The organism is Flintibacter hominis (genome assembly GCF_014287965.1).
Lineage (GTDB): Bacteria > Bacillota > Clostridia > Oscillospirales > Oscillospiraceae > Lawsonibacter > Lawsonibacter aceti.
Map to the genome: position 1 here is coordinate 96,162 of NZ_JACOPO010000002.1, position 21,827 is coordinate 117,988.

Genomic DNA, 21,827 nt, shown 5'->3' on the forward strand with positions numbered 1-21,827 from the left:
TTGCGAGCGGGTGAAGGAATTTCCCTTGTAAGAAGGTCAACTGGTAGGCTGGGAGTACCCCCAGGTGGAGCGGAACAGGGAAGCGCCTCGCGGCGGCGGGGGATGGTTCTGGGAAAATACAGTTGTAATTTGCGGCGGCGGCTTTTCTTGGGAGTTTTCCCGACCGCTGATAAATCACGGAGAACACGACCGGGAACGGCAAACAAGGGATATTTAACGCCCAAAGAGAGGGCGGGAGTTCCCCACCCTCTCTTTGGCCTTTTGATAAGACATAGCTTCGCTGAGAGCATCTCTAATAAGGAGTATTTTATCCGTCCCGCCTTGCATAGCGGTCAAGTTTATTTATTCTTTTCCGGCGCGTAAATCCAGCCAAGATAACACATTTGCTCCCCTTCTGAAAGAACGGTACCATTTTCATCAGTGTAGCCATAAGTGTCGCGATTCGTGTTCCCTGAATACGAAGATGTCCTACTGATTTCAATTAACCGTCCGTCGGAGTCGTAATTGAATGTATAAACTGCGTAAGCATCTTCTGCACTTAACATTCTTCCATTCTCATCATAGCTGGTAACTGTGGCAGTACCATCTGATGTCCGAAAGCCAGTAACTCTTCCATCGTCCCCATAAATATAGACACGGGCCCCATCACCAATGAGTTTCCCCTCGCTGTCGTAGCCATAATAATATTCAAAGGGGCCATAATTTGTATTACCAGTTCTCCGGATTGTTACTAAATAAAAATCTTTCAGCAATTCTTCGCAGTCACGATAGTCTCCTAAATCTTCCAATATCTCGCGGCTTTCCGACACGGCATCATAATATTGCTCTGTACCCGGTTCGGTGTTCAGTAAATCAATAGCGGTCTGATATTGCATAAGCAGTTCCGCTTCTGTTTGTAACTCCTGTGTAATCTCGACCTGCTCTGCGCTGTCCCTATAATCTCCAAGTTCTGTAAATATGGAAATAGCATCCTCGTAGCGTCCTTCCTGAACGAGTTCAAGTGCCTCTGTATATCTCACGTTGCTAATTTGCTCTGCGCTGTCCTTATAGTCTCCCAATTCTTCAAAAGCGGTGATGGCAGCATCGTATTCTCCGGCTTCCATCAGTGCAATAGCCCTCTGGTAATCGGAATCATTTTGTTGGTTCTTTTGTAGGTTATTCCAAATCAGTGCTCCCGCGATGACAACGATTGCAACAATCGGCGTGGCAATCATGGCAATCTTTTTATTTTTCTTGGCCCGTTCCGCAGCCGCCGCTTTTCGCGCCTCTTCTGTTTTACGCGCCTCTTCCGCTCTGCGTTCGGACTCCAGACGCAGTTCTTCCAATCGCTGTTGCCAGGAAACATTTCGAGTAGGGATTGCCTTCCATGTAAACTTCTTAGAGTAGGTAGGAATCAGTTTCTCCAATGTCGGAACTTCAGCCGAAAACTTGTATTTTTCAATCACCCACAGAGCGGCCGGGAGGATGAGTACCGTATAGGAAACGCCAGGATGCGCCTCAAGACAGTGTCCCTTCAATATCTGCTGCTTTGTAGTAATCCCGTCCCGCGGGAAATTTAGAAATGCCTCTCCTACCTTCTGTTCTTTCTCATAAATTTCGGCGATAAAACAACCATCAAGTACGGCAGGCACTTCTGCAATTTGATAACTCTTAGCGCTCACTTCTATTTGAATTAGCATTGTATTGCCCGCCGTAAAGGCAATCTGAGGTTTACCAAGGGAAATTTCATCCATGAGTTCTGCTAATGGGTGTTCCTCCATAAGAGATAGTTTTGCCTTTTCTATTTCTGCTTGAGCAGCCTTTACCCTCGCTTCCGCATTTTCTTGCATAGACTGGTATATCGGCCATTGATTTAAGAGGTCAGATTTTAGAGCAGCATTTTGAGCACGGGTGTTTGTGTCTTTATTCATGGCATCAGCGGCAACCACAGCTCCCACCGCAGTACTGCCAGTAATACCAGCAGCAATACCACCCATTGTACCCCAACTACTGCCCTGACTTCCTTTGTCCGCCTGTTCGTACCTTTGAACATAGCGGTCTACTACCCCTTTCACTTCTTTTCGGTTTTTAAGTGCAGCATCTAACTCTTGCTGTAAAAAGAACAGCCGCTTGTCGCGTCCATAAAGTTTGGATATTGCTTTCTCCAATGCGGCGGCTTGCTCGTCAATCCTGCGCTGTTCCGCGATTTTCGCCTCCTTGGCGGCTTTTTTCTCTGCGGCGGCCTGCTCCTCGATACGCTGCTTTCCCATTCGGTAGGCTTCCACATGGCCTCCGTCCAGTTTTTCGCCAAATATCCGCACTAAGTCAGCGTTCTCTTGCGCCAGCAGGAGTGCCCGCTGCTTGTCGGCCTCGCTGCCCGTGGGGTCAATTTCCTTCTTACGGCAGCTTTCGTAAAAATTTTGAAAAATTTTCAGTTGCTTCTCACTATACTGTTCCATATTGCCCACCTTCCTTTAGAAAAATAGCAGTCTAAAAAACGACATTTTTAACCTCTCTACTTTTCAAAAACTATAATAACATTTCTCGGCGGGCCAATCAATGATTTTCGAGTTTTTAATCCGCACATTCTTTCAGACAATACCGCTATCCTTGTACATAAGGAGGCGGTTTGATGGATACATCATTTGTCCGTGAACGTATTACTCAACTGCGCATGGCAAAGGGCATATCTGAATATCAAATGAGTTATGACCTCGGACATAGCAGAGGCTATATCAACAATATTACTTCTGGAAAATCTTTACCTTCCTTAACAGAGCTTTTTGCCATCTGCGATTATTTTGAGATTACCCTCCCCGAATTTTTTGGTGGGGCCAGCAATCCTAAACTGATAAAAGATGTAAACTCCGGTTTGGAACAGCTCAATGAGAAGGATTTACATCTTATTCAATCTTTTGTTGAGCGGTTATTGCAAAAGTAAAGAGAGGATGGTACACCAGCAGTACCGTCCTCTCTCATTTTGTATTTCATTGTCAATCCCGTTTCTTGCCCATATTCAGCGGCCATAGATTAAGTGGTAGGCTTCAATAAACATTTCATCTGTCCATTTTTCAAGTTCTTCTTCGGTGAGCCAGTGCCCGTCGCTGCATAGCCAGCCATGCTCTTCAATCGCTAAACACGCACCTTCAATCATGCCAATCGCTTCATCCACTACATAATTCGTATTCATACTAACTTTACTCCTTTTCTGATTTTTGAAAAATACGCTTCAAACTGATTTGTGCATTTCATCATTAAGCGGCTTCGTATGTTTTGATATGAAGCTCCTGGCCCTCATTTCTTTGCTCCATGTATTCCGGGAACCGCTGCACAAACCAATTCCGAACCAGGAGATAGGGATTGGGGGCAATCGCGGAGCGCTCCCGCACCTTCTCAAACTCGCTCATCAACTCAGAGCTTCCTTCGCAGAGAATGTACCGCTCCATAGCGGCGTAGGTCAGGCCCTTGAAGGGGTTAGGCCGTTCGGCAGCGGGGGAAGCCTTACGGACAAACTGCATGGTGGGGAAGTCGGCGCGAATTTTCTGCACCAGCTTGTATTCCTCGGAGTAGGGATTGTTTGCGGCTCTCTCAAAAGTTTTGGTGATGGTCATGGTGTTGTTGATGAAATTGATTTTGTAGCTGTTCATGTTCATAATCTTTACCTCTTTCTTTTCATTTTTGAAAAATACACTTCAATTCAGGCGGCGGGGTCTACTTGCTGCATATCTTCCAGCGGCGCGGCGGGCGCTGCATTGGCGGGGGCTTGCTCGGCGGCGGGACTTTCGGGGAGGTCGGGCATACCGAACTTGGCAATCTCGGGGTACTGCTGCAAGAACCACTGTTTGATAACGGGGTAGCGCTTGCTGTGGCACTCGGCAATCAAGCGCAGCTCGTCAAACTCCTTCTTCCGCTCGTCGGCCTTGTCGTGGAGCAGAATGTACCGCTCCATGTAGTCGTATGTGAGGCCACGGTAGCACTCCTTCTTGTCGTTGCGGCGGATGGTGCGGGTCACTACATGGAAGCCCTCGTAGTCCTGGCGGGCCCTCTGCAAGAGGTTGTATTCCTCGGAACCGACAATCTTGGAAAGCCGTGAAAATGTCCTATCCATAATAATTTGCCGATTTGCTTCGTCGATTCTCACATAGTTCTTCATGTGCGGGCAGCTCCTTTCTTTTGGTAATCGGGGTTAGGCGGCCTTCTCCTTTTTCAGCGCCTTGTTGCAGTTTTCGGTAAACTCCTTGAAGGCCGGGTACTTGTCGAAGAACCACTTCTTCATCTCGCCGTAGGGACGGGCGGCGGCGTTCATTTCCTTCGCCTCAGCAGAGGTGCCCCGGAGCATTTCAAACTCGGCCATGATGGTCTTGTCCTTGTCGTCGTGGGCGGCAATGTACTTCTTCATGTAATCGTAGGTCAGGCCCTTGAAGCTCTCTTTGCTCTTGGCGGTGCTGGTCTTGACAATGACCTTGTAAGTGGGGTTGTCTCTGCGGGCCTCCTGGAGCGCCTTGTACTCGTCGGAACCGAAGCGGCTGGCGGCTTTCTCAAACTTCTTGGTCATCTCGATGGCGCGGGCCTTGTTGTTGATGGTCAGGTTAGTCATGGTAATAATCTCCTTTTTATAAATATTTTTGTTTTTTTCAGGGCTTTGTTTCCCTGTTCTTTATGGTCTTATTATAGCAGGGGCGGGACAGTCGTAAGTCGTTTTATTGGTACTCACTCAACCTGCCATAACCTCAAAGTCGGGGTAGCGGTTTCGATAAGTAAAGTACAACTGCGCCTCGGCGCTATTCAGAATGTGTACTCGCTCCATGAGTTTGCGGGGAACATAAATCTTTCGCTTGTTCAAATCGGCCCAAACCAAAATCATAATGCGCTCAGATTTCATTTTTACTCTTCCTTTCTGTTCGTGAGGTTTTGTGTTTCTCATCTCTTTTGTGACTTTAGTATAGCATTTCCAGAATAGCCACGTGTCGTTATAATGGTACTGATGCTTTGAAGTAAAAGAAAAAGCACGGTCAAAAATCAACCGTGCTTTCCCGCAAAAAATGGCGGCTAAAAAGATGCCTGAAAGATGTTATTTTCCTGTTTCAGAGATGTATTTTTCTTGTCTCAAAGATGCTCGGAAATGCTTGCAATTCAAGGGGTTTCGGGGTATCATAGAGATGCAAAATGGTACATGTTTGTACCACTTGAAGAGAAAACATGGGGCCTGAAAAGCTCCATGTACCATTTTTGTACAAGATGAAAATGAAAAGAGAGGGAACCGGTTTCCCGATTCCCTCTCGAAAAGTGCTTCTTTATTCGGTTTGGATTAGCCGAAGTAACGCTCCAGCAGACCCTTCAGAGCCTTGCCGTGACGAGCCTCGTCGCGGGCCATCTCATGCACGGTGTCGTGGATGGCGTCCAGCCCCAGCTCCTTGGCCTTCTTGGCCAGCTCGAACTTGCCGGCGGTGGCGCCGTTCTCAGCGTCCACACGCATCTCCAGGTTCTTCTTGGTGGAGTCGGTCAGCACCTCGCCCAGCAGCTCGGCAAACTTGGCGGCGTGTTCAGCCTCCTCATAGGCGGCCTTCTCCCAGTACAGGCCGATTTCAGGATACCCCTCCCGATGAGCCACACGGGCCATGGCCAGATACATACCGACCTCAGAGCACTCGCCCTCAAAATTCATACGCAGGCCCTTGATGATCTCCTCGTCCACGCCCTGAGCCACGCCCACAACGTGCTCGGCGGCCCAAGTCTTCTCACCAGCCTGCTCCTTGAACTTCTCGGCAGGAGCCTTACAGATGGGGCAGAATTCAGGGGCAGCGTCGCCCTCGTGGACATAACCGCAAATGGTACAAACAAACTTTTTCATGATCGTGTTTCCTCCTTACTTTTTTTCTGTTTTATACAGTCGGGACAAAGTCCATGCAGGGTGAGCTCATGGCGGTAGACCATCAGCCCATATTGCTGACTGACGGCATGGTCCATCTCACTGTCCAAAGTAAGATGGGGCAAATCGATGACCGCGCCGCAGTATTCGCAAACAAAGTGGCTATGGGGGGTGACAACGGCGTCAAAACGCTCCTGTCCCTGAATGACTCCTACGCTCCGAATATCGCCTCTCTCCTGAAAGAAGATGAGATTGCGGTACACGGTGCCCAGGCTCAGGTCGGGATGGCTGGGTTTCAACTGCTGGTAGATCCACTCGGCGGAGGGATGGCAGCTGGTGCCCTGAATGGCGGCCAGGATGGCCTCTCTCTTTTTACTGTATCGAATGGACCGTTCCATATCCGCCCCCCTAACAATAGTAATTATCGTTTGCTATTTAAGCATAACATATGGGACTGAGTTTGTAAAGACCCAGTCCCAAAAATTTTTTATCTCTTATCCTCCCCGCTTTAGCCGGCGCAAAATCTCTGCTTCCACCCGGTCCCCGTACTTCATTCCCAGCAGAAAGAGAGCCAGGCCGCCCAGTCCGATAGGGGCCATAGCCCACAGCGGTAGCCGGAGGGAGGCGCCACCTAATGCGCTGGCGAACAGCAGGCCCCAAGGGCGGGCGCACAGCGCAATGAGCGCGAACCTGCGAAACGGGATCTCTGTCAGGCCTGCCAGGATGCACAGCACATCGTCCGGAAAGAAGGGAAACAGGAAAGCCAGCAGCAGAAAGATATCCGTTTTCGCTCGAATCACGTCCTGGTAGCGGTCTGACAGCCTTCGGCTGACCAGCCGGTCAGCAAAATCTCTGCCCAGCACTCGGGCCAGCCAAAAGACCAGGAGGGAGCCGGCCATCACTGCCCCAAAAGTGAGCCAGAAGGAAGGCCAGGTACCAAAGAGCACACCCCCGGCCGCGGCGCTGATATTGCTGGGAATCGGAGCCAGTACCACTGACAGGAACTGGAGCAGGAAAAAAATCAGGTGTGAATAAGGAGCGAACCGGCGGATATACTCCTGCAGCCCTTCTGCTGAGGTTGCTGCCTGGAAAAAGCCGCTTCGGTACAGGAACAGCCCTCCTCCCAAAAGGAGCAGCAGGGCGAGGACCAGGATCAAACTCTGCTTTTTCTTCTTCATGACGACCGCCTTCTCCTGTGGTTTTCCTCATCCTACCACAGGAAAATTAGGATATCTGGTAGTTTTCCTTAAAAATTGTTAAAATCCTACACCGACCGGATGGAGGTCAGGCTGCCGGCAATTTGCTGGGCTACTGCGGGGTCATTCATGGTATACAGGTGGATACCCTCCACTCCTCCAGCAATGAGATCGGAGATCTGATCAATGGCATAGGCGATGCCAGCCTCCCGCAGGGCAGCCGGATGGTCGCCATACCGGGCTAGGATACGGGTCAGCTTGCTGGGCAGGCTGGCGCCGCACATGGACACCATCCGCTGGATGGAGGACCTGGACAGCACGGGCATGATGCCGGCCTCAATAGGCACATCAATGCCGGCAATCCTGGCCCGCTCCAGGAAACGAAAGAAATCCTCATTGTCAAAGAACAGCTGGCTGACCAGATGCTGGGCCCCGGCATCCACCTTTTCCTTCAGGTGGCGAATATCGCTGACCAGGTCAGGGCTCTCCAGGTGTCCCTCGGGGTAGCAGGCGGCAGACACTCCGAAGTCGCTGTGGGCGCGGATATAGGACACCAGATCGCTGGCGTGGGCAAAGTCTGTCTTGGGCGGGATATCTGGATTCACGTCCCCCCGGAGCGCCAGGATGTTCTCCACCCCTTCGGCCTTCAGCTCCTCCAGCAGCCGGTCCACGTCCTCCCTGCCGGCCGCCACACAAGTCAAGTGGGCCATGGCCGGGATGTGGTACTGGTTTTGGATCAGTCCGGCGATCTCCCGTGTAGACTGGTTCACCTGAGACCCTCCCGCCCCGAAGGTGACGCTAATAAAGTCTGGGTGGATGTCCCGCAGGCCGTCCAACGTCTTGTAGATGCTGTCTACTGGGCTAGTCTTTTTAGGGGGAAACACCTCACAGGAGAAAACCGTGCGCCCCTTCCCAAATAATTCTGCTAACTTCATGGAAATTCTCTTCCTTTCTGTTGATGTGCACTAGGCCAAAACAGAGGGCGTCAGGCTCTCCCGATGGTCCACGTAATATTCCACCACCTGGTGGGAAATGGCCGGATGGGCGTTTACCATAGTCAGGGCCTCCTCTGGAGTGACCCAGACCGCCTGGTCCACCTCCTGGGAGAGGTGGAACTCCTCCCGGTGGACGTTGGCCACAAAGCCGATCATCAGCATATCCTTTTTTCCCAGCCAGTAGGTCCCGGTGAAGTGGAGCCCCCGGACCGCAAGGCCCAGTTCTTCCCCAATCTCCCGGGCCGCGCACTCCTCGGCGCTCTCTCCCGGCTTTATATATCCGGACACCAGCACATAGTGCCGGGTGGAGATATACCCCTGGCGCAGAAGGGCCACATTCCCCTCTTCGTCCACCGCCAGAGCGATGATACAGGTGGAGAATATGTCAAATAGAGGCCGCTTACAGCGGTCGCACCATGGCATCAGCCCCTCGTCCCCGATCTCCTTTTGGACGGCTCTCGTCCCACAGTGTGGGCAGTATTCAAATCGCATGGCGTTTCCCTCTCCGTCTTAATATCATACGTCCAGCTCCAGCAGCACCGGACAGTGGTCGCTGCCTTCTACGTCAGCGAGAATCTCCGCCCGGCGGATCTTATCCCGCAGGCGGTCGGATACGATAAAGTAGTCGATACGCCATCCTGCGTTGTTCTTCCGGGCATTGAACCGATAGGACCACCAGGAGTAGGCCCCGGTGGCGTCGGGATAGAGGAATCGGAACGTGTCAGTAAAGCCGGAGGAGAGCAGAATCGTCATCTTCTCCCGCTCCTGGTCGGAGAACCCCGCGTTCATCCGGTTGGTCTTTGGATTTTTCAGGTCGATCTCCTGGTGGGCCACGTTCAAGTCCCCGCAGTAGATGACCGGCTTTTGCCTGTCCAAAGAGCTAAGGTAATCCCGCAGGTCGTCCTCCCACTCCATCCGGTAGTCTAGCCGCTTCAGGCCATCCTGGGAGTTTGGGGTGTAGCAGCACACCAGATAGAACCCCTCATACTCTAGTGTAATGAGCCGCCCCTCGTGGTCGTGGAGGTCCTTGTCCATACCGTAGGCCACAGAGATGGGGGTATGGGGGGTAAACACGGCGGTTCCGGAATACCCTTTCTTCTCCGCGGAGTTCCAGTATTCCAGGAGACCCTCCCCAAGGGGGACATCCGCCTGTCCCTGTTCCATCTTGGTCTCCTGCAGACATAGAAAATCCGGCCGCCGCTCCTGATAAAAGTCCAAAAAGCCTTTTTTCATACAGGCCCGCAGCCCGTTCACATTCCAGGATATAAATTTCATTGTTTGCTCCTCTGTTGTTCAAAAATCCCCGTACCCACCCTCGTCTCCGGTCAGTGCTGGGTTGTGCGTGATGCCAGATCACAATGCGGTCATGCATGGTCGGGGCATTACGATAAGCCGGGGAATCGAACCCCCGCGTCCGCCCAAGGACGCATACCAATGGTTGGCTCATTCTCAGCCAAAGAGATCGCACTCGCTCCGGAAACTATCCTTTGTCAGCTTATGACAGTTCTGTGGACCAGTTGGTCTGCTGCAGCTTGTTATCCAAAAGGCGCAGCCGCTGGGCCATCCGATCAGTGTCCTTTTGCAACTGGGCCACGTCTACTGTGCTGAGAATCTTAATCTCAGAGCGGGTTGCCCGGCGGGTGGTCTGCCCCGCCTGCTGAAGAAGATCCCGGTACACGCTGATTTTCAGGGACAGGCAGTCCTTTTTCGCAATCAGTTCCGTAAGGGTGAGACCATCCACCATCGTTCTGCTATTGGTAAGATTGATGCGGACCATCAGTTCCTCCAGCCTAGCGGCGCAGTGCTCCAGTTCCTCCAGAAGCACCTCGGGAGCTTCCGCAGGGCGCTCTCCTTCCTGGACGAGGGCGCTGTTCTCCAGCCGATTTCGGAGCTGCTCGATGCGACGGTTCAGGTCCGCCCGTTCCTGCAGGGCCTCTGCCAGTTTCATGGCGGGATCCTCCTTGTCATTTTTTATGGTTATCATTATAGCCATGGCGGTCTGGTTTGGCAAGAGATGAAATAAAGCGCCCGCCGAAGCGGACGCTCTGAAATGGGCCGTTACAAAAGCCTGCCCTCTCCGCCCATGAGGGTGGTAATCGCTTCTATACGCTCCAGTGGGAACGGAGGCATAGCAAGGGGCTTCAGCGCGATGGACATAAGCTTCACAGGGTTGTCGTCCGCTGCTGACCGGTTGGAACTTAGCTTACCGCACCGGCGGCACCGGTGGATGACCGCCCACTCTCCGTTTTTCCGGACCCAGACCCCGATGGGGTCCATCACGCCACCACACTCGGCGGCCCGGTCCCCAGGCTCCTCATCCATATGCAGGCTGGACAGACAGTTGGGGCAGTGGTTGCGGTAATCGCTGCCCGCCGCCTCCGGCGTCACCAGCCAGCCGCACACCTTACAGGTAAAGCTATCTCGGCAGGGATGTGTCTTATAGTAGCCTTTTTCAAATATTTTCCGTTTATTTTCCCGATTCATGGGGATATTTCCTCCTAAAAGATATCATGTGTTCTTTTGGGAGGCGCGCGAAGCGTTTGGGCGCAAACCTCCCGGTTTAACCCACAAGCTCCGAATCATAATGATAATTCATCTTGGTTTCCTCATTTTCTATTTTTGTCGTCGCCGCGGCCGCAACACCGCCATTATACTGTAAAGTGAGTGGAAAAGGCAAGTTCAGAAACAAAATCGTAATAAAACTGTAAAAAACGCCGTTGCGCTCCCGCAAATAATTCGTTATAATAAGGGAGATTCGATTGAAAAAGGAGGACCCTGCCACCATGCCTCAGATCCACATCCCCCAGGGTTATACTTCCCTGCTGTCCATCTATGAAACACAGAAGGCCATCGGTCTACTCAACCGGCTCTTTGAGGATAAGCTGTCCGGTGCTCTCCGCCTCCACCGGGTGTCCGCCCCCCTGTTCGTCTCCTCCACCTCCGGGCTGAATGACGACCTGAATGGCGTAGAGCGGCCCGTGTCCTTTGACATCAATGGCTGTCAGGAAACCGCGGTGGTGGTCCACTCCCTGGCCAAGTGGAAGCGCCTGGCCCTGAAACGCTACCAGTTCCAGGTGGGTGAGGGGCTGTACACCGACATGAACGCCATTCGCCGAGACGAGGCACTGGACGCCCTCCACTCCGCCTATGTAGACCAGTGGGACTGGGAGAAAATCATCTCCAGAGAGGACCGGAACCTGGATTTCTTGAAGCAGACCGTCCGCTCCATCGTGGGCGCCCTGGCCGAGACCCAGTCCTTCCTCCACACCGTGTTTCCCCAGCTGTCCGTCCTGCCCAAGCTGACCCGTGAAGTGACCTTTATCACCTCCCAGGAGCTGGAGGACCTGTACCCCCAGTTGACCCCCAAGGAGAGGGAGCACGCCTTCACCCAGGAGCATCCCGTCACCTTTCTCATTGGCATCGGGGGCAAGCTCCGCTCCGGCCAGCCTCACGACGGTCGGGCGCCCGACTATGACGACTGGTCCCTTAACGGCGACCTGCTGGTGTGGGACAGCGTCAACGGTCAGTCTCTGGAGCTGTCCTCCATGGGCATCCGGGTAGACCCTGAGGCGCTGGACCGGCAGCTCGCTCTGGCCGGCTGTGACGACCGGCGCGGCCTGCCCTTCCACAAAATGCTGCTGAACGGCGAGCTGCCTCTGACTATGGGCGGCGGCATCGGGCAATCCCGGGTGTCTATGGCCCTGTTAGGCAAGGCCCATATCGGAGAGGTCCAGAGCTCTCTCTGGGATGAGCCCAACCTCAAGGCCGCCGAGGAGTCCGGCGTCATCCTGCTGTAATGGGAGAAATTTACCGGCCCGCTTCATCAAATCCCAGGAAACCCCTTGTCAAAGCAGGGAAAATAGGGTAAAATAAATCAGCTTATTTCAACGATAATGGAGGATGATTCCTATGGCAATGATTTCTGCCAGCGACTTCCGCAATGGCGTGACTTTTGAAATGGACGGAAAGGTCATGCAGGTAGTCGAGTTTCAACACGTGAAGCCCGGCAAAGGCGCCGCCTTCGTCCGCACCAAGATGAAGAATATCATCACCGGCGGTGTCACCGAAACTTCTTTCAATCCCACCGCTAAATTTGAGCAGGCCTTCGTGGAACGCAAGGACATGGAGTATAGCTACAACGACGGCGACCTGTACTATTTCATGGACATGGAGACCTTTGATATGCTGCCCATCAGCAAGGATCTGCTGGGCGACTCCTTCCGGTTTGTTATGGAGAATACCCCCTGCAAGGTCATGTCCTATAAGGGCAGCGTCTTTGGTGTGGAACCCCCCAACTTTGTTGAGCTGGTGGTCACCGAAACCGATCCCGGCTTCAAGGGTGACACCGCTACCAATGTGACCAAGCCCGCCACTTTGGAGACCGGCGCCGAGATCAAGGTCCCCTTGTTCATCAATCCTGGCGACAAAATCAAGATTGACACCCGCACCGGCGAGTATCTGGAGCGTTGCAAGGGTTAAGTGTCCCAGCCGTCGTGAGTCCCACCTAACAACCGTAGGCCGGGGTTTGTCCCCGCCGCCTGAAAAGGAGAACGATTATGACTATTTCCGAAAAAGTCGCCTATCTCAAAGGTTTGGCCGAGGGCCTGAATTTGGATACCGAGAAGTCCAAGGAGGGAAAGCTCATCTCTGTGATGATCGGCATTCTGGAGGAGGTCGGCCTGTCCATCGAGGACCTGGAGGAGAACGCTCTGGCTCTGGGAGAGGAAATCGATGTGCTGTCCGATGACCTGGCTGATGTGGAGTCCGTGGTCTTTGACGAGGATGAGAACGACGAGGAGGACTACGACGACGACTGGTTTGAGGTGGAGTGCCCCACCTGTGAGGAGCCTCTCATCATCGACGACGAGGCTCTGGCGGAGGGCTTTATACAGTGCCCCAACTGTCAGTCCAAGTTCTCTTTGGACCTGAGCGACGATGTGGTGGAGGCTGACGAGGAGGAGTAACCCCCTTCCCCTCTCTCCCGTTCAAAAAGCGGCCGAGGAGGCGCGCCAGACGGCGCGCCTCCTTTTTTCCTTTGGTCATGAAGCGCCCTCCCCGCGAATAGAGTGACAGGGAGGGGTGATCATCGTTGGGCGAAAAAATGTTGTCGGCGGGCAAGGGGGCGCTCTTCCTCACCGCTGTAGGCGCGGTATCCCAGATACTGGGCTTCGGCTACCGTGTGGCCCTGTCTCGGGCCGTAGGGGCGGAAGTCATGGGGCTATACCAGCTTATCATGCCAGTGTATTCGGTCCTTCTCTCTCTGACCGCCATTGGCCTGACCTCCGCCATGTCTAACCTTACCTCCCAGTATCTGGCCCTGGGCAACCGTAGGGGGCTGTCCCAGACAATGGGCACCTGCCTGCGGGCCTTTTTTCTCCTTCTGCTCCCTCTAGGCGCGCTGGTCATCTGGCTGTCCGACCCCATCTCTGTGGAGCTGTTGGGGGACGCCAGGACCCAGCTAGGTCTTATTCTGCTGGTCCCCTGTGTTGCCCTTACCGGTGTGGAAAATCTACACAAGCACTTCTTTTATGGGGCGGGGCTGGTTCGGCCGCCGGCCATCGTCGAACTGGTGGAGCAGTTCATCCGGACGGCAGCGGTGCTTGGACTGCTGTTCTTCTTTCTGCCTCAGTATCCGGAGCGGGTGGTCGGGCTTATCGTCCTGGGGATGGTGATCTGCGAGGTATTCTCCGCCTGCACCCTGTCCATCCTGTACCGCCGCCGGTTAGGCCGTTTAGGGCTGAACGGGCCGGGGGAAACCGCCCGAATCCGCCGGAAGCGAGTGCTCTCCATTGCCCTGCCTGTAGGGGCCAACGCCCTGCTGGGCAACCTGATGGGAGCGGCCAACGCCACTTTAATTCCTCAGAAGCTGGTAGAGGGAGGGATGGAGCGGTCGGCGGCCATCTCCGAATTCGGTGTGGTCTGTGGCATGACCATGCCCATGCTCTCCCTTCCCATTGTCTTTCTGGGCGCCCTCAATCTGGTCCTGGTCCCCCGTCTGGCTCGGGCCTGCGCCTTAAACTGGCCGGGTGAGGTGCGGCGGCTGTCCTCCCGAGCCATGGCTGCCGTCTCTGTCCTCACTCTGCCTGCCATGGCTCTGATGGTGGTGCTGGGCCCTGACCTGGGCCGGCTCATGTTCAAGCAGGATGGCGTAGGAGAGCACCTGATCCCTCTGGCTGTTACCACCGCCATGAGTTGCTACTGCTCCGTATTGGCCGCCGTCCTCAACGGGGTTGGCCTCCAGAAGGAGGTGGCCGCTGTTTCCCTGCTAGGCGGCGGGGTGCAGCTGGCCTGCACTCTGGTTCTGATCCCCCTGCCTGGCCTTGGAATGAAAGGCTATGTGGCCGGAGCTCTGGTATCCACCGCGCTGGAGCTTGTCCTGTGCCTGTCTCTTGTTCTACGGCACACAGGTCTGCGGCCCCAGCTCTTCCGCTGGATGACTGCCCCTGGGCTGGCCTCTCTCCTGGCCGCATTGAACACCAATCTTCTGCTCCGGTATCTAAAGGCCAGCGGGCTTCCTCCCCTTTGGGCTGGGCTGGGCAGTCTAGCCTTCGCTCTGGTCCTCTACCTGTCCGCTCTTCATGCCCAGGGAGTCAGCCTGCGGGATACACTGCGGGTCAAGTGGTAAACGAAAAAAGGACTGCCGCAAAAAGCGGCAGTCCTTTTAAATGCATGGGGACAGCTTACTTCAGCTCGACCTTGGCACCGGCCTCTTCCAGCTTCTTCTTCAGCTCCTCGGCCTCGTCCTTGGACACGCCCTCCTTCAGAGCCTTGGGAGCGCCCTCGACGGTAGCCTTAGCCTCGGCCAGACCCTGGCCGGTGATCTCGCGGACGGCCTTGATGACCTTGATCTTGGCAGCAGCGTCAAAGCTGGCCAGAACCACGTCAAACTCGGTCTTCTCCTCAGCGGCGGGAGCAGCAGCGCCGCCAGCAGCGGGAGCGGCCATAGCGGCGGCGGACACGCCGAACTCCTCCTCCAGAGCCTTGACCAGCTCGGACAGCTCCAGCACGGTCAGAGCCTTGACTTCCTCGATCAGAGCAGTAATCTTCTCACTTGCCATGATAATTTACCTCCTAATTGTGTAATCAAAATCTAAATTTTTTCTCCCCACCGGGGAGCGGGGAAAGGTACGCCGACTTACTCGGCGGCAGGGGCTTCCTCAGCGGGGGCGGCGGCCTCCTCGGCAGCAGGGGCGGCTTCGCCGCCCTTCTCGGCGATGGCCTTCAGCACGATAGCCAGACTGGTGATGGGAGCCAGCATCATGCCCAGAGCCTGAGCCTGCAGAACATCCTTAGCGGGCAATTCGGCCAGAGCCAGGATCTCCTCCAGGGACAGCACCTTGCCATCCATGAAGCCGCCCTTGATGTTGAAGCGATCGCCCAGCTGCTTGGCGTACTTGTTGACCACACGCATGGGAGCGATTGGGTCGCCGGCGCTGGTCGCCAGGGAAGTGGTGCCGTTGAGCACCTCATCCAGGCTTTCCAGGCCCACATTGTTCAGGGCGAACCGGGCCAGAGTATTCTTCACCACGCCATACTGCACCTCGTTCTGGCGCAGCTCGACGCGCAGAGCGGTGTCCTCGGCAACGGTGATACCCTTGTAATCCACCAGCACGCCGCTGGCGGCGCCCTTCAGCTGCTCCGTCAGAGCGGCCACAACAGCCTGCTTCTCAGAAAGGACCTTTGCGTTAGGCATTTTGGATTCACCTCCAGAAATTGTTTCCGCGCAACAAAAAACCTCCGGTCAAAAGACAGGAGGACAGTACCATCAAAAGGTATTCTTTTGAAAGCACTCTCGGCAGGACTTACTCCGGCGGGCCGGAACCTGCTGTCTTTGAACGCGAATGATATTTTATCATCCCGGACAGGCCTTGTCAAGCAAAACCTGTCCGGGCATGACAAACAAAATTGGGGCACAGCGCAGCCGCCAGATCGAGGACCAGGTCCTCCCAGCGGTACGCGCGCGTCTTACATCAGCTTGGCGCCGTTGACTTTCACACCGGGGCCCATGGTGGATACCACGGTGCAGCTCTTGATATACTGGCCCTTGGCGGCGGCGGGCTTGGCCTTAACAATGGCGCCCATGATGGCGTTGAAGTTCTCAGCCAGCTTCTCAGGGCCAAAGGAAACCTTGCCGATGGGGCAGTGGATGATATTGGTCTTGTCCAGACGGTACTCCACCTTACCGGCCTTGATCTCGTTGACGGCCTTGGTCACGTCCATGGTGACGGTGCCGGCCTTGGGAGAGGGCATCAGGCCCTTGGGGCCCAGCACCTTACCCAGACGGCCTACCACGCCCATCATGTCGGGGGTAGCCACTACCACGTCGAAGTCGAACCAGTTTTCCTTCTGGATCTTCTCCACCAGGTCCATCTCACCTACGTAGTCAGCGCCAGCAGCCTTGGCCTCGTCCGCCTTGGCGGCCTTGGCAAAGACCAGCACGCGCTGGGTCTTGCCGGTGCCGTGGGGCAGAACGATGGCGCCGCGGACCTGCTGGTCAGCGTGGCGGGAGTCGACACCCAGTTTCACGTGGAGCTCCACGGTCTCATCGAACTTAGCGGTGGCGGTATCGACGACCAGCTTCATGGCGTCGGCGGTATCGTACAGAGCGTTGCGGTCGATCTTCTTGGCGCTCTCCTGATATTTCTTACCTCTAAACATCTCTAACCCTCCTTACTCGCCCACCAGGATGCCCATGGAACGGGCGGTGCCGGCGATCATGCTCATAGCGGCCTCGATGGAGGCGGCGTTCAGGTCGGGCATCTTGATCTCGGCGATCTTGCGGACGTCTTCCTTGCTGATGGTGGCCACTTTGTTCTTATTGGGCACGCCGGAGGCCTTCTCCAGATTACAGGCCTTCTTGATCAGCACGGGGGCGGGAGGAGTCTTGGTGATAAAGGTAAAGGAGCGATCGGCGTATACGGTGATGATAACGGGGATGATCATACCCACGTCGTTCTTGGTGCGCTCGTTGAACTCCTTGGTAAAGGCGGCGATATTCACGCCGTGCTGGCCCAGAGCGGGGCCAACAGGGGGGGCGGGAGTCGCCTTGCCGGCGGGGATCTGAAGTTTTACATATCCAGTTACTTTCTGTGCCACGAAAGAGCACCTCCATTTGAAAAATGTGGTCGTTTGGCGGAGCGGTAATCGCTCCTCCCACTTGTGCGGGCCGCTTTTGTAGGGCGCGGCGACCCTGGTGCGCCATTTATGACCCAACCTGAAGCATGCGGCGCGCCATAGCCGCCGCATCCTGCGTCCAGTCGGTCATTGTCAGGAATTTGCGGGCTCCACCTGGTCCAGCTCCAGCTCCACGGGGGTCTCGCGTCCAAACATGGACACTACCACCCTAACCTTGCCGCGCTCCAGGTCAATTTCTTCCACGGTGCCCAGGAAGGACTCCAGGGCGCCCTCGGTGATCTTGACCGTGTCGCCCAGCTGGTAGCTGACTACGATCTCGCGCTTCTCCACCCCAAGGGCAGCCACGTCGTCTTCAGACAGGGGGATGGCCTTGTTGCCCTCGCCCAAAAATCCGGTGACGCCGCGGATATTGCGCACCACGTGCCAGGTCTCGTCGTTCATCACCATCTTGACCAGGACATAGCCGGGAAAGACCTTCCGCTCCACGTCCTTGGGGCCGTTGTCGGTGATCTCGGTAACCGTTTCCATGGGGATGCTGATCTCGTGGATCAGATCTCTCATGTTGCGGTTCTCCACATACTTCTCGATGGTGGCCTTCACCGTATTCTCATACCCGGAATAGGTGTGTACCACATACCAGTTCGCGTTGTCAGCCATAGTCCGCGCCCTCAGCCCAGCAGGGAAAGGATCAGGCCGATCCCCTTGTTGGCCACCAGGTCAAACAGCCAGATAAAGATGCCAACCACGACCACACAGGCGATGACGATCAGGGTGTTGTTGACCGTCTGCTTGCGGGTGGGCCACTGGACTTTCTTCAGCTCGCTCTTCATATCCTTGAGCCACTTGCCAATGCGGGCAAAGACGCCGGGCTTGGACTTTTTCTCGGACTTCTTGTCCTTCTTGGCCTTGTCGGCCTTGTCAGAAGCAGTCTGGGCAGTCTGCTCCAGCTTCTCGTTCTCAGCCATGTTGCTACCCTTCTTTCCTTTCAGCCTGTGAGGCTCCAATTACTTGGTCTCATTGTGGACGGTGTGCTTTCTGCAGAAGGGGCAGTATTTGTTCAGCTCCAGGCGGTCAGGGGTATTCTTCTTGTTCTTCATGGTGTTGTAGTTTCTCTGCTTGCACTCAGAGCACCGCAGGGTGATCTTAATGCGCGCGCCGGCTTTGCTTGCCATTTGTTCGGCACCTCCTTTTGAATTTACAGGGACCGCCGCAGCGGCCCGCGTTGAGTCGGACGGGAGAAAAAGCGTTCCTAAAACAGAAAACGCCGGACCCGGCCATATTGCCAGATCCAGCGACACAAGGGCGTAGTACGCCATGGTCTACGGTGGGATCCGGCTCTGTTGCCTCCCTGTGTTCCAAGTATGGCTAAGGGGGTCGGACGTCAAACACCGTAAAAATGCGCACGACAAAAAAGCCCCTTTTCACAGGTATGGGATACTATATCATCTTTCCCGCTATTCGTCAAGCAATTTTTTATTTTTTATAAGTTAAGGTAAGAAACGGGATGGACGGCGGGCCCCTATTTGTAGGACCCGCCGCCGCAGTCTACTCAAATATTCGCTTCAGTCCGCCAGCTTATCCAGCAGGGCAGCCAGCTCTTCCAGCTTGGCGTCCGGGTCGCCGGAGGCGGCCGCCTCCCGGACGCAGCAGTCCATATGGGCCCTGAGCACCATCCGGTTGGCCTTTTTCAGGATGGACTGGGCGGCCATGATCTGGCTGGATACATCCAGGCAGTAGCGGTCCTCCTCCACCATCTTCAAAATGCCGTCGATCTGCCCGCGGGCGGTCTTTAGCAGCCGGTTCACCTGGGCGTGGTCTGCCTTCACTTGACAGACACCACCTCATAGCCTGCCTCGGTGACGGCGTCGGTGAGCACCTTGTCATCCACTTCCTTAGATAGGGACAAAACGGCGGACTTATCCTCCAGACTCATCTCTACCTTGTCCACTCCGTCAATGGCGGACAGGGCCTTCTCCACCCGTCCGGTGCAGTGGCCGCACATCATGCCCTCGATTATCATGGTCTTGTTCATCGTTTCTGTTCCTCCTTGCTCTGTTTCCTTTATCTCCAGGGGGCAGGCTCCCTCCCGGGCGCTCCGCTCCTCTGTGGGCGGGGATTTGAATTTGCTTTTGAAAAAGCGCAGGCGCAGGGCATTTGTCACTACGCAGACCGAACTTAGGCTCATGGCGGCAGCGGCAAACATGGGATTGAGCTGCCAATGGAGGGTGGTGTAAAATACACCGGCAGCCAGAGGAATACCCAGCGAGTTATAGAAAAATGCCCAGAACAGGTTTTCTTTGATGTTTCGGATGGTGGCCCGGGACAGCTCCACCGCGGAGGCCGCGTCCAGCAGGTCAGACTTCATCAGCACGATGTCCGCGCTTTCGATGGCCACGTCAGTCCCGGCTCCGATGGCCAGTCCCACGTCCGCCCTGGCCAGGGCGGGGGCGTCGTTGATGCCGTCGCCCACCATGGCCACTTTCCTGCCCTGATCCTGGAGCTCCTTCACCTTCCGCTCCTTGTCCTGGGGCAGAACCTCGGCCATCACCTGGGTCACCCCCAGTTCCTTGCCAATGGCGTCGGCAGTACGCCGGTTGTCGCCGGTAAGCATAACCACGTCCAGTCCCAGCGTCCGAAAAGCTGCCACGGCGGCCGCGCTGGAGGGTTTGGGGGTGTCCGCTACCGCGATAAGGCCCAGCACCCGCTCCCCGTCCGCAAAGTACAGAGGCGTCTTTCCCTGGGCGGCCAGAGTGTCCGCCTGGACCCCAAATTCGGCCAGGTCCACTCCAGCCTCCTCCATCATCGCCCGGTTTCCCCCCAGGAAGTATCGGTCTCTGATGGTTGCCCGCACCCCTCGGCCATGGACGGCCTCAAAGTTGCCCACCGAAGTGATGGGCAATTTCCTGCTCCTGCTCTCCTCTACGATGGCGGCAGCCAGGGGATGTTCCGACGGCCCCTCCAAACAGGCTGCCAAGGTCAGCAGGCCGTCCTCCTCCAGATCAGCCGCCGGCAGGATATCGGTCACCACTGGCTTTCCCTGGGTCAGGGTGCCGGTCTTGTCCAGTACCACCGTATCAATGGTGTGGAGGGTCTCCAGCGCCTCAGCGGATTTGATGAGGATGCCGTTTTCCGCTCCCTTTCCGGTCCCCACCATAATGGCCACGGGGGTGGCCAGCCCCAGGGCACAGGGGCAGGAAATGACCAGCACCGCCACGCCGGCAGTGAGAGCTTTTGTCACGTCCCCGCCGGTGACAACCAGCCAAACGACGGCGGTGACCGCGGCAATCAGCATTACCACCGGGACAAAGACACCGGCTACCTTATCCGCCAGCTTGGCGATGGGAGCCTTGGAGGCAGAAGCCTCCTCCACCAGTCGGATCATCTGAGCCAGAGTGGTATCCTCCCCCACCCGGCTGGCCTCAAAGGTAAAGAAACCGGATTTGTTGATGGAAGCGGCGGCCACCTTATCCCCCACAGATTTGTCCACAGGGAGAGACTCCCCGGTGAGGGCAGACTCATCCACAGCGGATTGGCCCTCTACGATCACGCCGTCCACTGGGATGGACTGGCCCGGCCGGACCACCACTCGGTCCCCCACCTGGACCTCTTCCACGGGAATCTCCACCTCCACCCCGCCCCGAAGGACAGAGGCCGTCTTGGGCGCCAAGTCCATCAGGCGGGTGATAGCCTGGCTGGTCTTGCCCTTAGAGCGGGTCTCCAAAAATTTCCCCAGGGTAATCAGGGTCAGAATCATTCCAGCAGACTCGAAATACAGGTCCATGTGGTAGCGGGCCACCCGCTCCATATCCCCGTGGCCCAGTCCATAGCCCATCTGGTAAATGGCGAACACGCCATAGATAACCGCGGCGATGGAGCCCACGGCGATCAGGGAGTCCATGTTGGGCGCCCGATGCCAGAGCGTTTTAAAGCCCACCTTGTAATACTTATCGTTGAGATACATGATAGGCAGAGTAAGGAGCAGCTGGGTCAGCCCGAAGGCTACGGCGTTCTCATGTCCCAGCAGGAAGGCAGGCAGGGGAGCGCCCATCATGTGGCCCATTGAGATATAGAATAGGGGAATGAGAAAGACGAAGGACCAGATCAGCCGGTGCTTCATAGAGGCCAGCTCCCGCTCCATGGTGTCATCTTTTTGCGGGGCAGCCGCCTTTCCTTTTTCCTGGGGCAGGGAGGCGCCATAGCCAGAGGCGGTGACCGCCTGAATGATATCCTGTGCTGTGACGACACCTTCGTCGTACTCCGCTACCATGGAGTTGGTCATCAGACTGACCGCGGCACTTCTGACGCCCTTCACCTTGCTGACCGCCTTCTCCACATGGGCGGAGCAGGCGGAACAGGTCATGCCTGTGATGTTGAATTTTTGCTTCATCGTATCACCTCGTTGCGCTGTCCCCGCTCCGCCCATATGGGGCTCGCCGCGCTCCACACTGCGGAGGCGGCACAAATTCGGAGCGGAGGATTTTCGGGGGCGGCTCTGCTGCTTTAGAGATTACAATGCGCGTGCCACCATTCAAATAGAACGGTCTGAATGGGAAACGGAGCAGGCGCTGCCTGTTTGATTGAATTCCTGCTTCCTGTCCTCGCTCCACCATATCCTCCAGCTTTCCCGCTCAAAGATATCGCTTTCGAAGGTAT

General features: G+C 55.6%; 28 protein-coding genes. 5 read left to right on the plus strand and 23 right to left on the minus strand.

The window, feature by feature from the left end:
- Positions 1–338: 338 nt before the first annotated feature.
- Positions 339–2,438: a hypothetical protein gene (locus H8S11_RS03665; protein WP_186852230.1), complete on the minus strand. Its 2,100-nt coding sequence runs from the start codon at positions 2,436–2,438 to the stop codon at positions 339–341.
- A 173-nt stretch (positions 2,439–2,611) separates the two neighbouring features.
- Between H8S11_RS03665 and H8S11_RS03670 the strand changes: the two genes are divergently transcribed.
- The gene (locus H8S11_RS03670; RefSeq protein ID WP_186852231.1) at positions 2,612–2,920 is read left to right on the plus strand and encodes a helix-turn-helix domain-containing protein; all 309 of its coding nucleotides are present in this window, start codon (positions 2,612–2,614) and stop codon (positions 2,918–2,920) included.
- A 75-nt stretch (positions 2,921–2,995) separates the two neighbouring features.
- On the opposite strand, the gene H8S11_RS03675 is transcribed toward H8S11_RS03670, so the two are convergent.
- From H8S11_RS03675 to H8S11_RS03735, 13 genes are all read right to left on the minus strand, one after another.
- Positions 2,996–3,169, minus strand: coding sequence for a hypothetical protein (locus tag H8S11_RS03675; RefSeq protein WP_186852232.1), 174 nt, complete (start codon positions 3,167–3,169; stop codon positions 2,996–2,998).
- A gap of 64 nt (positions 3,170–3,233) precedes the next feature.
- The gene (locus tag H8S11_RS03680; RefSeq protein ID WP_186852233.1) at positions 3,234–3,626 is read right to left on the minus strand and encodes a hypothetical protein; all 393 of its coding nucleotides are present in this window, start codon (positions 3,624–3,626) and stop codon (positions 3,234–3,236) included.
- A 50-nt stretch (positions 3,627–3,676) separates the two neighbouring features.
- Positions 3,677–4,132, minus strand: coding sequence for a hypothetical protein (locus H8S11_RS03685; protein ID WP_186852234.1), 456 nt, complete (start codon positions 4,130–4,132; stop codon positions 3,677–3,679).
- 33 nt (positions 4,133–4,165) lie between these two features.
- The gene (locus tag H8S11_RS03690) at positions 4,166–4,576 is read right to left on the minus strand and encodes a hypothetical protein (protein WP_186852235.1); all 411 of its coding nucleotides are present in this window, start codon (positions 4,574–4,576) and stop codon (positions 4,166–4,168) included.
- 117 nt (positions 4,577–4,693) lie between these two features.
- Entirely contained in the window at positions 4,694–4,861 is a 168-nt protein-coding gene (locus tag H8S11_RS03695) for a hypothetical protein (RefSeq protein ID WP_186852236.1), read from the minus strand.
- Positions 4,862–5,287: 426 nt separating this feature from the next.
- A complete protein-coding gene (locus H8S11_RS03700; protein WP_186852237.1) occupies positions 5,288–5,830 on the minus strand; it encodes an NADH peroxidase in 543 nt (180 codons plus the stop codon).
- Positions 5,827–6,246, minus strand: coding sequence for a Fur family transcriptional regulator (locus H8S11_RS03705; protein ID WP_147571050.1), 420 nt, complete (start codon positions 6,244–6,246; stop codon positions 5,827–5,829). Before H8S11_RS03705 ends, H8S11_RS03700 begins: the two co-directional genes overlap by 4 nt.
- Positions 6,247–6,342: 96 nt before the next feature.
- Positions 6,343–7,026 (minus strand): TVP38/TMEM64 family protein, encoded by a 684-nt coding sequence (locus H8S11_RS03710; RefSeq protein WP_147571051.1) that lies wholly within the window; start codon positions 7,024–7,026, stop codon positions 6,343–6,345.
- Positions 7,027–7,112: 86 nt separating this feature from the next.
- The gene (gene metF / locus H8S11_RS03715; RefSeq protein WP_147571052.1) at positions 7,113–7,979 is read right to left on the minus strand and encodes a methylenetetrahydrofolate reductase [NAD(P)H]; all 867 of its coding nucleotides are present in this window, start codon (positions 7,977–7,979) and stop codon (positions 7,113–7,115) included.
- A gap of 30 nt (positions 7,980–8,009) precedes the next feature.
- The gene (locus H8S11_RS03720; protein WP_186852238.1) at positions 8,010–8,531 is read right to left on the minus strand and encodes an NAD(+) diphosphatase; all 522 of its coding nucleotides are present in this window, start codon (positions 8,529–8,531) and stop codon (positions 8,010–8,012) included.
- 24 nt (positions 8,532–8,555) lie between these two features.
- Positions 8,556–9,314 carry an exodeoxyribonuclease III gene (locus tag H8S11_RS03725; RefSeq protein WP_186852239.1) on the minus strand — a complete coding sequence of 253 codons (759 nt, stop codon included), beginning with the start codon at positions 9,312–9,314 and terminating at the stop codon, positions 8,556–8,558.
- Positions 9,315–9,534: 220 nt separating this feature from the next.
- On the minus strand, positions 9,535–9,987 hold the full coding sequence (locus H8S11_RS03730) for a DIP1984 family protein (RefSeq protein ID WP_186852240.1): 453 nt from the start codon (positions 9,985–9,987) through the stop codon (positions 9,535–9,537).
- Between the two features lie 110 nt (positions 9,988–10,097).
- Entirely contained in the window at positions 10,098–10,523 is a 426-nt protein-coding gene (locus tag H8S11_RS03735) for an RNHCP domain-containing protein (protein ID WP_186852241.1), read from the minus strand.
- A gap of 299 nt (positions 10,524–10,822) precedes the next feature.
- On the opposite strand from H8S11_RS03735, the gene asnA reads away from it, so the two are divergent.
- The 4 genes from asnA (at position 10,823) to H8S11_RS03755 (ending at position 14,664) form a co-directional block, all read left to right on the plus strand.
- The gene (gene asnA, locus H8S11_RS03740; protein WP_186852432.1) at positions 10,823–11,836 is read left to right on the plus strand and encodes an aspartate--ammonia ligase; all 1,014 of its coding nucleotides are present in this window, start codon (positions 10,823–10,825) and stop codon (positions 11,834–11,836) included.
- 118 nt (positions 11,837–11,954) lie between these two features.
- Positions 11,955–12,518 carry an elongation factor P gene (gene efp, locus H8S11_RS03745; RefSeq protein WP_147571166.1) on the plus strand — a complete coding sequence of 188 codons (564 nt, stop codon included), beginning with the start codon at positions 11,955–11,957 and terminating at the stop codon, positions 12,516–12,518.
- A gap of 77 nt (positions 12,519–12,595) precedes the next feature.
- Positions 12,596–13,003: a CD1247 N-terminal domain-containing protein gene (locus H8S11_RS03750; RefSeq protein WP_147571057.1), complete on the plus strand. Its 408-nt coding sequence runs from the start codon at positions 12,596–12,598 to the stop codon at positions 13,001–13,003.
- A gap of 125 nt (positions 13,004–13,128) precedes the next feature.
- The gene (locus H8S11_RS03755; protein ID WP_243200921.1) at positions 13,129–14,664 is read left to right on the plus strand and encodes an oligosaccharide flippase family protein; all 1,536 of its coding nucleotides are present in this window, start codon (positions 13,129–13,131) and stop codon (positions 14,662–14,664) included.
- A 55-nt stretch (positions 14,665–14,719) separates the two neighbouring features.
- Here the strand turns inward: H8S11_RS03755 and rplL are convergent, their stop codons facing one another.
- From rplL to H8S11_RS03800, 9 genes are all read right to left on the minus strand, one after another.
- Entirely contained in the window at positions 14,720–15,097 is a 378-nt protein-coding gene (gene rplL / locus H8S11_RS03760; RefSeq protein WP_147571058.1) for a 50S ribosomal protein L7/L12, read from the minus strand.
- 77 nt (positions 15,098–15,174) lie between these two features.
- Positions 15,175–15,732, minus strand: a complete 558-nt coding sequence (gene rplJ, locus H8S11_RS03765) for a 50S ribosomal protein L10 (protein WP_186852242.1) — start codon at positions 15,730–15,732, stop codon at positions 15,175–15,177.
- Positions 15,733–16,004: 272 nt separating this feature from the next.
- Complete coding sequence (rplA, locus tag H8S11_RS03770) at positions 16,005–16,697, minus strand: 50S ribosomal protein L1 (protein ID WP_147571060.1); 693 nt, start codon at positions 16,695–16,697, stop codon at positions 16,005–16,007.
- Positions 16,698–16,709: 12 nt separating this feature from the next.
- Positions 16,710–17,135, minus strand: coding sequence for a 50S ribosomal protein L11 (gene rplK / locus H8S11_RS03775; protein WP_147571061.1), 426 nt, complete (start codon positions 17,133–17,135; stop codon positions 16,710–16,712).
- Between the two features lie 171 nt (positions 17,136–17,306).
- Positions 17,307–17,831 carry a transcription termination/antitermination protein NusG gene (gene nusG, locus H8S11_RS03780; protein ID WP_147571062.1) on the minus strand — a complete coding sequence of 175 codons (525 nt, stop codon included), beginning with the start codon at positions 17,829–17,831 and terminating at the stop codon, positions 17,307–17,309.
- Positions 17,832–17,842: 11 nt separating this feature from the next.
- Positions 17,843–18,139, minus strand: coding sequence for a preprotein translocase subunit SecE (gene secE / locus H8S11_RS03785; RefSeq protein WP_147571063.1), 297 nt, complete (start codon positions 18,137–18,139; stop codon positions 17,843–17,845).
- Between the two features lie 39 nt (positions 18,140–18,178).
- A complete protein-coding gene (rpmG, locus tag H8S11_RS03790) occupies positions 18,179–18,346 on the minus strand; it encodes a 50S ribosomal protein L33 (protein ID WP_008980220.1) in 168 nt (55 codons plus the stop codon).
- A 390-nt stretch (positions 18,347–18,736) separates the two neighbouring features.
- Positions 18,737–19,000 (minus strand): metal-sensing transcriptional repressor, encoded by a 264-nt coding sequence (locus H8S11_RS03795; RefSeq protein WP_186852243.1) that lies wholly within the window; start codon positions 18,998–19,000, stop codon positions 18,737–18,739.
- Entirely contained in the window at positions 18,997–21,561 is a 2,565-nt protein-coding gene (locus H8S11_RS03800; RefSeq protein WP_186852244.1) for a heavy metal translocating P-type ATPase, read from the minus strand. Before H8S11_RS03800 ends, H8S11_RS03795 begins: the two co-directional genes overlap by 4 nt.
- Positions 21,562–21,827 lie beyond the last annotated feature (266 nt).